This is a genomic window from Staphylococcus simulans (assembly GCF_002902285.1).
GTDB lineage: Bacteria > Bacillota > Bacilli > Staphylococcales > Staphylococcaceae > Staphylococcus > Staphylococcus simulans.
Genome location: NZ_PPRU01000023.1, coordinates 1 through 12,133, shown reverse-complemented (window position 1 = coordinate 12,133; position 12,133 = coordinate 1). Strand labels below are relative to the sequence as shown.

General features: G+C 35.9%; 14 protein-coding genes and 1 tRNA gene. 11 read left to right on the top strand and 4 right to left on the bottom strand.

Going from position 1 to position 12,133, the window contains the following annotated elements; genetic code table 11:
* Positions 1-236 precede the first annotated feature (236 nt).
* The 8 genes from uvrC to CD112_RS06075 all read left to right on the top strand — a co-directional run bounded on the left by uvrC (position 237) and on the right by CD112_RS06075 (position 8,406).
* The gene (gene uvrC, locus CD112_RS06110) at positions 237-2,033 is read left to right on the top strand and encodes an excinuclease ABC subunit UvrC (RefSeq protein WP_002480568.1); all 1,797 of its coding nucleotides are present in this window, start codon (positions 237-239) and stop codon (positions 2,031-2,033) included.
* A 487-nt stretch (positions 2,034-2,520) separates the two neighbouring features.
* Complete coding sequence (locus CD112_RS06105) at positions 2,521-3,135, top strand: succinate dehydrogenase cytochrome b558 subunit (RefSeq protein ID WP_002480569.1); 615 nt, start codon at positions 2,521-2,523, stop codon at positions 3,133-3,135.
* Positions 3,136-3,187: 52 nt separating this feature from the next.
* Complete coding sequence (gene sdhA / locus CD112_RS06100; protein ID WP_023015921.1) at positions 3,188-4,984, top strand: succinate dehydrogenase flavoprotein subunit; 1,797 nt, start codon at positions 3,188-3,190, stop codon at positions 4,982-4,984.
* Positions 4,984-5,793, top strand: a complete 810-nt coding sequence (sdhB, locus tag CD112_RS06095) for a succinate dehydrogenase iron-sulfur subunit (protein ID WP_002480571.1) — start codon at positions 4,984-4,986, stop codon at positions 5,791-5,793. The genes sdhA and sdhB overlap by 1 nt, the downstream gene beginning before the upstream one ends.
* Before the next feature lie 70 nt (positions 5,794-5,863).
* Positions 5,864-6,382 carry a GNAT family N-acetyltransferase gene (locus tag CD112_RS06090; RefSeq protein ID WP_103364021.1) on the top strand — a complete coding sequence of 173 codons (519 nt, stop codon included), beginning with the start codon at positions 5,864-5,866 and terminating at the stop codon, positions 6,380-6,382.
* 113 nt (positions 6,383-6,495) lie between these two features.
* On the top strand, positions 6,496-7,296 hold the full coding sequence (gene racE, locus CD112_RS06085) for a glutamate racemase (protein ID WP_002480573.1): 801 nt from the start codon (positions 6,496-6,498) through the stop codon (positions 7,294-7,296).
* 16 nt (positions 7,297-7,312) lie between these two features.
* Positions 7,313-7,900, top strand: coding sequence for an XTP/dITP diphosphatase (locus CD112_RS06080; protein WP_023015785.1), 588 nt, complete (start codon positions 7,313-7,315; stop codon positions 7,898-7,900).
* Complete coding sequence (locus CD112_RS06075; RefSeq protein WP_002480575.1) at positions 7,897-8,406, top strand: YfcE family phosphodiesterase; 510 nt, start codon at positions 7,897-7,899, stop codon at positions 8,404-8,406. The genes CD112_RS06080 and CD112_RS06075 overlap by 4 nt, the downstream gene beginning before the upstream one ends.
* 67 nt (positions 8,407-8,473) lie before the next feature.
* On the opposite strand, the gene CD112_RS06070 is transcribed toward CD112_RS06075, so the two are convergent.
* Positions 8,474-8,848, bottom strand: a complete 375-nt coding sequence (locus tag CD112_RS06070) for a VOC family protein (RefSeq protein WP_103364020.1) — start codon at positions 8,846-8,848, stop codon at positions 8,474-8,476.
* 119 nt (positions 8,849-8,967) lie between these two features.
* Between CD112_RS06070 and CD112_RS06065 the strand changes: the two genes are divergently transcribed.
* Complete coding sequence (locus tag CD112_RS06065; RefSeq protein ID WP_023015783.1) at positions 8,968-9,411, top strand: VOC family protein; 444 nt, start codon at positions 8,968-8,970, stop codon at positions 9,409-9,411.
* A gap of 85 nt (positions 9,412-9,496) precedes the next feature.
* Here CD112_RS06065 and CD112_RS06060 read toward each other — a convergent pair whose 3' ends face one another.
* The 3 genes from CD112_RS06060 to CD112_RS06050 all read right to left on the bottom strand — a co-directional run bounded on the left by CD112_RS06060 (position 9,497) and on the right by CD112_RS06050 (position 10,874).
* Entirely contained in the window at positions 9,497-9,895 is a 399-nt protein-coding gene (locus tag CD112_RS06060; protein WP_103364019.1) for a YkvA family protein, read from the bottom strand.
* Positions 9,896-9,910: 15 nt separating this feature from the next.
* Entirely contained in the window at positions 9,911-10,573 is a 663-nt protein-coding gene (locus CD112_RS06055; protein WP_057510379.1) for a 3'-5' exonuclease, read from the bottom strand.
* A gap of 166 nt (positions 10,574-10,739) precedes the next feature.
* A complete protein-coding gene (locus CD112_RS06050) occupies positions 10,740-10,874 on the bottom strand; it encodes a beta-class phenol-soluble modulin (protein WP_002480580.1) in 135 nt (44 codons plus the stop codon).
* Between the two features lie 314 nt (positions 10,875-11,188).
* Here CD112_RS06050 and CD112_RS06045 point away from each other — a divergent pair.
* Together CD112_RS06045 and CD112_RS06040 are read left to right on the top strand one after the other, a co-directional pair.
* Positions 11,189-11,262, top strand: a tRNA-Arg gene (locus CD112_RS06045).
* Positions 11,263-11,610: 348 nt separating this feature from the next.
* The coding region (locus tag CD112_RS06040; protein WP_180991550.1) for an Abi family protein at positions 11,611-12,133 on the top strand (523 nt) is incomplete at its 3' end.

Below are 12,133 nucleotides of genomic sequence, written 5' to 3'. Positions count from 1 at the left end.
TACAAGAAATGGGGAAAAGGTTATTATGTAAAATGTTAAAAAATAAAAAATGCCGACAAGTCCGTAGGACTTTGTCGACAGTCTGAGACCAGAATATAGTGTTCTGGTCTTTTTCATATGGAAATTTAATGCGTTGGTTAAGCAAGCCAGTCGCTCGTATAAGCTGGTATTTGTTATAATAGTAAATTGAATTTCATAGTAAATCTATCAAACTTTAGGAGAAGGGAGGTTAATCGTTGGAAGACTATAAAGAAAAGATTAAACAGAAACTATCAGTGGTTCCGTTTGAACCCGGTTGTTATTTAATGAAAGACCGCAATGATCAAGTCATTTATGTCGGGAAAGCTAAACGTCTTCGTAATCGATTACGTTCTTATTTCACAGGTGCGCACGATGCGAAGACGACACGTTTAGTAGGAGAAATCCGTAATTTTGAATTTATCGTTACAGATAGTGAAACGGAATCGTTATTGTTAGAGCTGAATTTAATTAAACAATATCAACCTCGTTACAATATCTTGTTGAAAGATGATAAGAGCTATCCTTTCATTAAAATTACGAGAGAAAAATATCCACGTTTGTTGGTTACAAGAACTGTTAAAAAAGGGACAGGTAAATACTTTGGTCCTTATCCAAACGCATATTCAGCAGTAGAAACGAAAAAATTGTTAGACCGTATTTATCCATTCCGTAAATGTGATAAAATGCCGGATAAATTATGTTTGTATTATCACATCGGTCAATGCTTAGGTCCCTGTGTCTATGACGTAGATGAACAACAATATGCGCAAATGATTCAAGAAGTGACTGAGTTCTTAAATGGTGAAGATAAAACAATTCTTAAGAACTTAGAAGATCGCATGATGGCAGCGAGTGAACAATTAGACTTTGAACAAGCCAAAGAGTATCGTGATTTGATTCAACATATTCATAACTTGACGAAAAAACAAAACATCATGTCGACAGATAATAAAGCACGTGATGTATTTGGTTATAGTGTGTCGAAAGGTTGGATGTGTGTTCAAGTCTTCTTTGTCAGAAACGGGAATATGATTCAACGTGATACAACAATGATTCCACTTCAACAAACAGAAGAAGAGGAGTTCTATACGTTTATCGGTCAATTCTATCAATTGAATCAACATCTTTTACCGAAAGAAGTGCATGTGCCGAAAAATTTGGATGCTAACATGATTCAATCGGTTGTAGATACAAAAATTGTGCAACCAGTCAGAGGCCAAAAGAAAGATTTAGTTGAGATGGCGAATCATAACGCTGAAATTTCATTAGAAAATAAATTCGAATTGATTGCGAGAGACGAGTCTAGAACAATCAAAGCGATTGAAGAGCTTGGAGAACAAATGGGAATTCAAACGCCGATTCGTATTGAAGCGTTTGATAACTCTAACATTCAAGGTGTTGATGCAGTGTCTGCGATGGTTACTTTTGTTGATGGTAAACCAGATAAAAAAGGATACCGCAAATATAAAATTAAAACGGTTGATGGCCCGGATGATTATAAATCCATGCAAGAAGTGATCCGTAGACGTTATACACGTGTATTGAACGATGGTTTACCGTTACCTGATCTTATTATTGTCGATGGCGGTAAAGGACAGATGTCTGTAGCTATTGATGTACTTGAGAATGAATTAGGATTAGATATTCCTGTCGCAGGCTTACGTAAAAATGATAAGCATAGAACGTCAGAACTGTTGTATGGTGTAAACGCAGAAGTAGTTCCGCTTAAGAAGAACAGTCAAGCGTTCTATTTACTGCAACGAATTCAAGATGAAGTCCACCGTTTTGCGATTACATTCCATAGACAAACAAGACAAAAACATGGTTTGACGTCTGTGTTAGATAATATTGATGGTATCGGACCAAAACGTAAAACGAAGTTGTTAAGAACGTTTGGTTCTGTGAAGAAAATGAAAGCAGCCACGGTTGCGGAGCTTCAAGAAATTGGTTTTCCTAAAAAGATAGCTGAGAATTTACTACAAGAATTAAATAAGGAAGAACAAAAAAGTTAGAAGCGGTATATTCTGAAGTGAAAGCTGAAGGAGGTGCCGCTTTCAGCTTAATTTTAAGTCTATTTGAAGCTGAATTTAAACTAAGATTGAAAAAAATCCATTGATAATAATTCTCATGCCCAAAAGGCTGTGAAAAAATGTTACAATATCGTTAACGAGATTTTATTTTTTTAGGTGCGTTTGTAAACGCTTTCTAAATGAAAACGATTCTCACTTAATGTGTAATTGAATACAATTGCCTCGATTGTAAGGGATTGCAGCGGTCATCGGTTCAGCATATACAGCTAAGATAGGGGTCCATACATAGAGAAAAATGGCGCTGAGCTGCCGTGCTGATTGCAGTGTTTTACAACTCCCAGCAGGGCTGTTCGTTGGTGGTTGAGTCATTTGTATTGATTTTACTTAATTTTGTGAGCATTTGGAGCATTTCAACAAACCTGAAAATGAAATCAATTAATATCATTTGTTTCACAGGGGGGACTTCCTTTTGGGTTATACTAAGAATCAATTTTATTTAAGACGCATACACTCGTTACTAGGGGTTATTCCGATCGGTGCATTCTTATTAGTGCATTTGACAGTTAACCACCAAGCGACTAAAGGAGCAGGAGCTTTCAACCAAGCAGCAGGATTTATGGAATCATTACCATTCTTGTTAGCACTTGAAATCTTCTTAATTTACTTACCAATTCTTTATCATGCGTTATACGGTATTCACATTGCATTCACGGCTAAAGAGAACGTCGGCCATTATTCATGGTTCAGAAACTGGATGTTCTTATTACAACGTATCACAGGTGTTTTAGCGTTTATCTTTATCGCAATCCACTTCTATCAAACAAAAGTGGAAATGTGGTTAGGGCATAAAGAACTAGGATTCAACATGATGCAAGACTACTTAAGCAATCCATTCTGGTTAATCTTCTACCTTGTTTTAACAGTAGCAGTAATTTTCCACTTTGCGAACGGTTTATGGTCATTCCTAGTAACATGGGGTGCCTTACAATCAGCTAAATCACAACGCGTATTTACATGGGTATCATTAGTAGTATTCGTTATTGTTTCTTACATCGGTGTAAGTGCAATCTTAGCGTTCGTATAAGAGCAATAGCATAGCGTAAATAAAGGTTATATTTTCAGGGAGTGACATTTATATGGCAGAGAAAAAAGTTATTGTTGTCGGTGGAGGACTTGCCGGTCTGATGTCAACAATTAAAATAGCAGAACAAGGTGTACATGTTGATTTATTCTCAGTAGTACCCGTAAAACGTTCGCACTCTGTGTGTGCGCAAGGGGGTATTAACGGAGCGGTTAATACAAAAGGTGAAGGCGACTCACCTTGGATCCACTTTGACGATACAGTTTATGGCGGGGACTTCTTAGCGAACCAACCACCAGTTAAAGCAATGGCGGATGCAGCACCGAAAATCATCCACTTATTAGACCGCATGGGTGTAATGTTCAACAGAACACCTGAAGGTTTACTTGACTTCCGTCGTTTCGGCGGTACGTTGCATCACAGAACGGCATATGCTGGTGCAACAACTGGTCAACAGTTATTATATGCATTAGATGAACAAGTTCGTAAGTTCGAAGTAGACGGTCTTGTGACAAAATACGAAGGTTGGGAATTCTTAGGTGTTGTGAAAGACGAAAACAACGCAGCGCGTGGTATCGTCGCACAAAACTTAACAGATGCGAAAATCGATGCATTCCGTTCTGATGCAGTAGTTATGGCAACAGGCGGTCCTGGTATTATCTTCGGTAAAACTACAAACTCAATGATCAATACAGGTTCAGCAGCATCTATCGTGTATCAACAAGGTGCAGTTTATGCGAACGGTGAATTTATCCAAATCCACCCAACAGCGATTCCTGGTGACGACAAATTACGTTTAATGAGTGAATCAGCACGTGGTGAAGGTGGACGTATTTGGACTTATAAAGACGGTAAACCTTGGTATTTCTTAGAAGAGAAATATCCGGATTACGGTAACTTAGTACCTCGTGACATCGCAACACGTGAAATCTTCGACGTATGTGTGAACCAAAAATTAGGTATCAATGGTGAAAACATGGTATACCTAGATTTATCACACAAAGATCCGCATGAATTAGACGTTAAATTAGGCGGTATCATCGAAATTTATGAAAAATTCACAGGCGATGACCCACGTAAAGTACCAATGAAAATCTTCCCAGCAGTTCACTATTCAATGGGTGGATTATACGTAGACTATGATCAAATGACTACAATTGACGGTTTATTCGCAGCAGGTGAATGTGACTTCTCACAACACGGCGGTAACCGTTTAGGTGCGAACTCATTATTATCAGCGATTTACGGCGGTACAGTAGCTGGACCGAACGCTGTAAAATATATCGACACTGTTGAACATTCATATACTGAATTAGACGACAGTCTTTACCAAGACTTAATCGATAAAGAACAAAAACGTTTTGACGATTTATTAAACATGAGAGGGACAGAAAATGCCTTCAAACTTCACCGTGAACTTGGTGAAATCATGACGAAAAACGTAACAGTAGTTCGTGATAACAAACGTTTACTAGAAACAGATGAAAAAATTCTTGAGTTGATGAGACGTTATCAAGATATTGACATGGAAGATACACAAACTTGGAGTAACCAAGCTGTATTCTTCACACGCCAATTATGGAATATGTTAGTACTTGCTCGTGTGATTACAATCGGTGCATATAACCGTAACGAATCACGTGGTGCACACTACAAACCAGAATTCCCTGATCGTAACGACGAAGAGTGGTTAAAAACAACAAAAGCGTTTTACGAAGGAATCGATAATCCACCAAGATTCGAATACGAAGATGTGGATATCAGCTTAATTCCACCACGTAAACGTGACTACTCATCTAAATCAAAATCTAGTAAAGAAGATTCAAGTAAGGAAGAAGGGAGCAAATCATAATGGCAGAAGAAGTTAAAGATGAAGCGGTTCAACAACCAGCTCAAAATAGCTCTAAAACTGTAACTTTAATCATTAAGCGACAAGATACTGCGGACTCACAGCCATATGAAGAAAAATTTGAAATTCCTTATCGTGAGAATTTAAACGTGATTGCTTGTTTGATGGAAATCAGACGTAATCCGTATAATACAAAAGGGGAAAAAGTTGCGCCGGTAACATGGGACATGAACTGTTTAGAGGAAGTATGCGGTGCTTGTTCAATGGTTATCAATGGTCATGCACGTCAAGCATGTTCAGCGATTGTAGACCAATTAGAACAACCTATCCGTTTAGAACCAATGAGCACATTCCCAATCGTACGTGACTTACAAGTTGATCGTTCTCGTATGTTCGATAACTTAAAACGTATGAAAGCATGGGTACCGATTGACGGTACGTATGACTTAGGTCCTGGACCACGTATGCCTGAGAAAAAACGTCAAACAGCGTATGAATTATCTAAATGTATGACATGCGGTGTGTGTTTAGAAGTTTGTCCTAACGTAACAAGTAAAAACGAATTCGTAGGGGCACAAGCAATTTCACAAGTACGTTTATTCAACTTGCATCCAACAGGTTCAATGACTAAAGACGAACGCTTAGACGCTTTAATGGGCGGCGGCGGACTTCAAGAATGCGGTAACTCACAAAACTGTGTGAATGCTTGTCCTAAAGGTATTCCTTTAACAACTTCAATCGCAGCGTTGAACAGAGAAACTTCATTCTACATGTTCAAATCATTCTTTGGTTCTGACCACCAAGTACAATAATTTGATAATAAATCAAGAGGCAGGAGGGCGACTCCTTGCCTCTTTTTTAGTGGAAGAAAGGAAGTCGAAGATGAAAATCAGAACAGAACAATCAAATGATGAACAAGCTATAGAACGATTGATTCAAGCAGCTTTTGAAACCGTTGAGATGAGTGATCAGACGGAACATCTATTAGTCCAACGTTTAAGAAAAAGTACCGCTTATGTACCTGAACTCTCTTTGGTCGCTCTATCAGAACAAGAGGAGATTATCGGTCATATTATGATGTCTAAGATTACTATTGGGTCTGAAACGCCGTCATTAGCGCTTGCACCATTAAGTGTAGCGCCGAATTATCAAAGACAAGGCGTAGGAACGAAGTTGGTTGAAACAGCATTAGAAACCGCAAGACAACTAGGTTATCAATCAGTTGTAGTTTTAGGTGACCCAACTTATTATCAGAAGTTCGGGTTTGAACTGGCTGCGGCTTATCATATTTTTGGACCAATGAAAGAGATGGAACCTTATTTAATGATTTTGGAATTGAAGGAAAATGTGCTAATGAATATGAGTGGAGAGGTACATTATTCTGAAGCTTTTAATCTTTAAAGCGTTTTCGTCTACATTTTGTCTCATGAAACCAAATAACCATTCATGCAATCTAATTCAGGGTTATGATAAAATATAGTCTAAGAATGCTTTAGTGTGAGGATGAAAAAGACATGAATAAACCCATCGGAGTAATTGACTCAGGAGTCGGCGGCCTCACTGTAGCCAAAGAAATAATACGTCAGCTGCCAAATGAAACGATCTATTATCTTGGTGATAGTGCCAGATGTCCATATGGACCAAGAGATGGCAAGCAAGTATGTGATTTCACGGTACAGCTTGCGAATAAATTAATGGAATATGATATTAAAATGCTGGTTATCGCATGTAATACCGCAACGGCTGTCGCATTAGATACGTTGAAAGCCTTATTACCGATTCCGGTAATTGGTGTAATTGAACCTGGTTCACGTACTGCGATTATGACGACACAAAATAATAAAGTAATGGTGTTGGGTACTGAAGGGACAATTAAATCAGAAGCTTATACAAAACATATACAAGCGATTAATCCGCATGTTGAAGTCACAGGAGTTGCATGTCCGGATTTTGTACCTTTAGTGGAACAAATGCGTTATCATGATCCCGTCGCAACAAATATTGTGATTCATCAGACGTTAAAACAATATAGAAATAATGATGCTGATACGGTAATTTTAGGATGTACGCATTATCCGTTACTCTTCCAACCGATTTATGATTATTTCGGTGGTAATAAAACTGTGATATCATCTGGTTTAGAAACAGCACGTGAGGTCAGTGCGTTATTGACGTTCAGTCATGAACATGCGCATTATACCCCACATCCGAAACATCGCTTCTTTGCGACAGGGGATACAAAACATATCCAATACATCATTGGACAATGGTTAAAAATAGATAATGTTGAAGTAACACATGTGAAAGTGGATTAATATTGAGGTGAAGGACATGGAAGATTTAGTAATTGCGACAAACAACAAAGGAAAAATCAACGACTTTAAAGTTATCTTTCCTGAATACAATGTGATTGGTATCAGTGAATTAATTTCAGACTTTGATGTCGAAGAAACAGGGACAACATTTGAAGAAAATGCAAAATTAAAATCTGAGGCAGCAGCTCAAGCGTTAGGCAAACGTGTCATCGCAGACGACAGTGGCTTAACAGTGGATGCGCTAAATGGGGAACCTGGTATTTATTCAGCGCGTTATGCTGGAGAAGATAAAGATGATAATGCGAATATTGAAAAGTTATTAGAGAAATTAAAAGGTAACAGCCGCCATCGTACGGCAGAATTCGTTTGTGTCATCAGCATGAGTGCACCAGGCGAAGAAACTGTGACATTTGAAGGCACAGTCAGCGGTGTAATTACAATGGAAAAATTAGGTGAACATGGTTTCGGTTATGATCCGATATTCTATGTACCAAGAATGCATAAAACAATGGCACAATTAACGGATCAAGAAAAAGGTGAAATCAGCCATAGACGTCAAGCGATTGATAAATTAAAAGCTTATTTAAAGGGTGATCAAATTTGAGACGTTGGATTATTGTAAGTGACAACCACACAGAGTCTGGTATTTTATTTGAAGTGGTGAACCACTATGACCAAGTTGATGTTGCGTTGCATTTAGGTGATTCAGAGTTCCAATATGATGATACAGAATTAAGTTTATACCATCGCGTTAAAGGTAACTGTGATTTCTATCCGGAGTTTCCAAATGAAAATGTCATCAGTGATGAAGGTTTGCGTGCTTTCTATACACATGGACATTTATACAGAGTGAATACGACACGTCAACTTCTAGCTGAAAAAGCTAAAGAAGAAAATTGTCAGTTAGCCTTTTATGGACATACACATATTGCTCGTTATGAAGAAATAGAAGGGGTACATGTGATTAATCCAGGCAGTATTTCACAATCAAGAAGTATGATGGAAGAAACTTATGCTGAACTTTTAGTAGATAGTCAAAATGTCACATTGAATTTCAGAAATAGAAATCATGACATTATTGAAACAGTTGAATTTAAAGTAAACGGTTAAAATTGAAAAATAACTAAAAATAATGATGCTGAAGGGTGAAAATTTTCATCCTCCAGCATCTTTTTTATTAGATTTGTTTGACTGCGAAATAATTATTTTCATCATCCGCAAAGTTGAAGACTCTGCCTTGAGGCATGTCGACTAAATCACCGACTGTGATGTCTTTGTCTTGATAATCTTGATAGAGTTGTTCAATATCATCTGTCGCAAACATTAAAGAAGGCGTTTCTGTACTAATACCTAAATCTAATGATTGTATCTTTTGTTTGTTGTGGAGGACAATGGCTGTTTGTGCGTCACTTGATGGTCGCAGTACAATAGTACGCATACCATGTTGTTCTGTATCGGATGAAACAGTGAAACCTAATTTTTCTGTCCAAAAAGCTTTGGCTGTTTCTTGGTCATTCACATATAACTTGACTTCGTCTAAACGTTGAATCATTTTAACACCTCGAGTTTCTTTTTTTAACTTATCATCATATCCCCGCTTATTTGTTGTTTGAAACTACAAATAAAAGGTATGATTAGAATGCAGTACATTAAATAAAAAGGGGATTGATTATGACTCAATTATATCCATATTTAGCGTTTAACAATACTAAAGAGGCATTAAAATATTATGAAGAGGTTTTTGGCGCAACTGATATTCAACGTTTAGCTGTTGATCCATCACAAGCTGAAAACTTTGGTGTGAGTGAAGAAGAAGCGGACAATAAAACAATGCATTCTGAATTTACAATTGCAGGTGTGACATTATACGCATCTGATGCGTTCGGTAAAGATGTTCAAATCAACGAAGGTATTTCTTTATTAATTGATTATGATATTAATGATGAAGCGGATGCAAAACGTGTAGAAGCTTTATATGACAAAGTAAAAGATGATGAATCTGTACATGTAGATATGCCACTAGCAGAACAATTCTGGGGCGGTAAAATGGGTTCATTTACAGATAAATATAATGTACGTTGGATGTTGCACGGACAAGATCATTCAAAACAATAAAAGAAAATAATAGATAAAAGCTGAAATAAGCATCCATGTCTTAATAAAACGACATGGATGCTTATTTTTGTTAAAGGTATGTTAATTACCAAAAAAAGTTTTTGAGAATAAAATAACCAATCACACTTATAACGATTATCCACAAGATGATAATCAAAACACCCGCATACCAATTGTGTGAAAGGATATTTTTATTGAGTTTAGATGCTTTTCGACGATTATCTTGAAGAATAGGTTCAGGTATTAATTTTAAGCACAAGGCAATACCTAATGGCACAATAATAATATCATCTAGATAACCTAAAACAGGGATGAAATCAGGAATCAAATCAATCGGACTTAATGCATAAGCAACGATACAGACTGCAAGTATTTTAACGGTCATTGGTGTGCGTTGATCCTTCGATGATAAATAGAGTACTAGCAGTTCTTGGTTCATTTTAGCGACAAATGATTTCAAAGCAGGTAAGAAATTGATATTCATAAATGTAGTCTCTCTTTATTGTTTTAGTTTATTTAGCTTCAAAGCAAGTTGACCTGTTACTATCGCATCGGTTAAAGCATCTTCAGGTTCATAGTTTTCTAAGTTAAAGTATGTCTTTAAAGTGTCGAATTTATGATTAGGTGTATCTTTCACTAACTTTCTCGCAAGAGGGAGTGTATCTAGCACAGTATATTCAGGCATATCTATATTAAAGTCGTCGAAATAACGTAATAGGAATTTCATAGAGAAAGTTGCCGCATGCGCTACGATTTGTTTATCTCCAATAAATGTACGAATGGCTTCTATATCTTCTTTTTCAATAAAATCTTTGTCTTCTAAGAACTCATTCGTAACACCTGTCATTTGTATCACTTTTCTTGTTAATAAGCGTGTAGGTCGAAAGTATTTCATATATTGGTTTATCATTTGACCATTTTTAAATTCGACGAGTGCGATTTGAAAAGCATCATGAAAATCAGAGCTTAAACCGGTTGTTTCAATTTTGAGTGTGACAAAGTGGTCCGCAAGTGTTTGTGATTTTATATAATGAATCGGCAATCTTTTGCGTTGTCTTAATTCAGCTTCTAATTCTTTAATATACTTTTCTTTAAGTCTTAATTTCATGACAAGTAATTCATTTTCTGTTTTTAAACGTTTCAATTCTTCTTCTTGATCCACATCGCCACCTCCATCAGTTAAAGTGTATAACTATTTTACAATAAAATAGTAGGAGGGTGCTTAGATTAAGGTCGTGAGAAAAGTAATCCATAAATTCGAACACAAAAAAGAGAAGACCTTATTAGATCTTCTCGCTAAAACAATATGGTGAATGTTTGGCTTTATATTAGATACCAAAGAGTTTACTTACAATGCTAGCACCGTTTGTGATGATGTCTACGATGTTTTTACCTAATTCTAAGTTTTGACCGTTTTGAGCTGCTTCAATTGTAGCTTGGATTGCGTTGAATAAACCTTCCATGATTGTCACCTCAATATTTGTATTGTTTAAGGTTAAGTGGAATACCAACCTTTGATATCTCTACTATACAATCATCTTTTATCTAATTGGGCTAAATTCCTTAACTCACAATGTTCTATGCATACCCGTGGTATATCTGACAGATTCTTGACACTTAGGCATTCCTAACTGTTCTCTACTTGAGAAAAGTGATATACTTGTCATGATAAGTGCAATACATCTTCTAAAGTGAAAAATCATAACAGAAATTATTATGAATGGTATTGATTTAAATACTTTAATTAGATATAATAATTCTTGTATTAAAAAATTATGTCCTGGTAGCTCAGCTGGATAGAGCAATGGCCTTCTAAGCCATCGGTCGGGGGTTCGAATCCCTCCCAGGACGTCACTTAAAGCCTGTAACCCTCGTGGTTATGGGTTTTTTTATTGAATACATTGTGTAAATTTAAAACGTTTTTTGAAAATAACTCTGTAATCCTAATCTAATAAAGAGAGTGCGAAAAAATAGAAAGTAAATCAATTATTTAAGTAGTAAGGTAAGACGTATTTTTTGAATATTGAGGACGAAATCTAGAATTCAATTTTAATGAATACTTTTTTTCTGTATTTATGTATAATGTATCTAACAAATGAGAAAAGGTCTGATTTTACTATGTCATTATCATTTAAGTCGCTTATTTTTTATATGAAGTTTAAAGGGGTAAATTTTAACTATATAGACGAATATGAGGCAATGAAAATATTAGAATATAAAAACTACTATTTTAAGCTGAATAGTTTTGTAGATAACTATCCTATGCAAAAAGTTAGATACCAAAACGCACTGATTGAAAGATACCAGAAAGTTGATTTTAAAAATTTAGTTGATCTTGCAAGTCTTGATATGCAATTAAGATATATTATCATAAAATTTTGTTTAGATATAGAACACTCAATTAAGTTGAATATTCTAAGAACTATTACAAAAGTTGACAGTGAAGATGGCTATAATGTAGTGAGTGATTTTTTTACTTATATTAAAGAGAATTCGAATATAAGTAATCCATATTCCAAAATGTTAAAACATTTAAAGTACGATTCTTATAGAAAATTAGATTATAGTAAATATGAGGAAAATACACCCATATGGTTTTTGATTGAATATTTGCAATTTGGAGACTTATGTTGGTTTATTGAATTTTTTTATAATGAATATGGTTTTAAAGAGTATAAAGAGTTAAGTAAAACTGTTAGATTTGTCAAAAACATTCGAAATA

Coding starts and splice junctions, on each gene's coding strand:
- sdhB (WP_002480571.1), top strand. CDS start 4,984: ATGGCAGAAGAAGTTAAAGATGAAGCGGTTCAACAACCAGCTCAAAAT.
- CD112_RS06065 (WP_023015783.1), top strand. CDS start 8,968: ATGACTCAATTATATCCATATTTAGCGTTTAACAATACTAAAGAGGCA.
- racE (WP_002480573.1), top strand. CDS start 6,496: ATGAATAAACCCATCGGAGTAATTGACTCAGGAGTCGGCGGCCTCACT.
- CD112_RS06050 (WP_002480580.1), bottom strand. CDS start 10,874: ATGGAAGGTTTATTCAACGCAATCCAAGCTACAATTGAAGCAGCTCAA.
- CD112_RS06090 (WP_103364021.1), top strand. CDS start 5,864: ATGAAAATCAGAACAGAACAATCAAATGATGAACAAGCTATAGAACGA.
- CD112_RS06080 (WP_023015785.1), top strand. CDS start 7,313: ATGGAAGATTTAGTAATTGCGACAAACAACAAAGGAAAAATCAACGAC.
- CD112_RS06060 (WP_103364019.1), bottom strand. CDS start 9,895: ATGAATATCAATTTCTTACCTGCTTTGAAATCATTTGTCGCTAAAATG.
- CD112_RS06070 (WP_103364020.1), bottom strand. CDS start 8,848: ATGATTCAACGTTTAGACGAAGTCAAGTTATATGTGAATGACCAAGAA.
- sdhA (WP_023015921.1), top strand. CDS start 3,188: ATGGCAGAGAAAAAAGTTATTGTTGTCGGTGGAGGACTTGCCGGTCTG.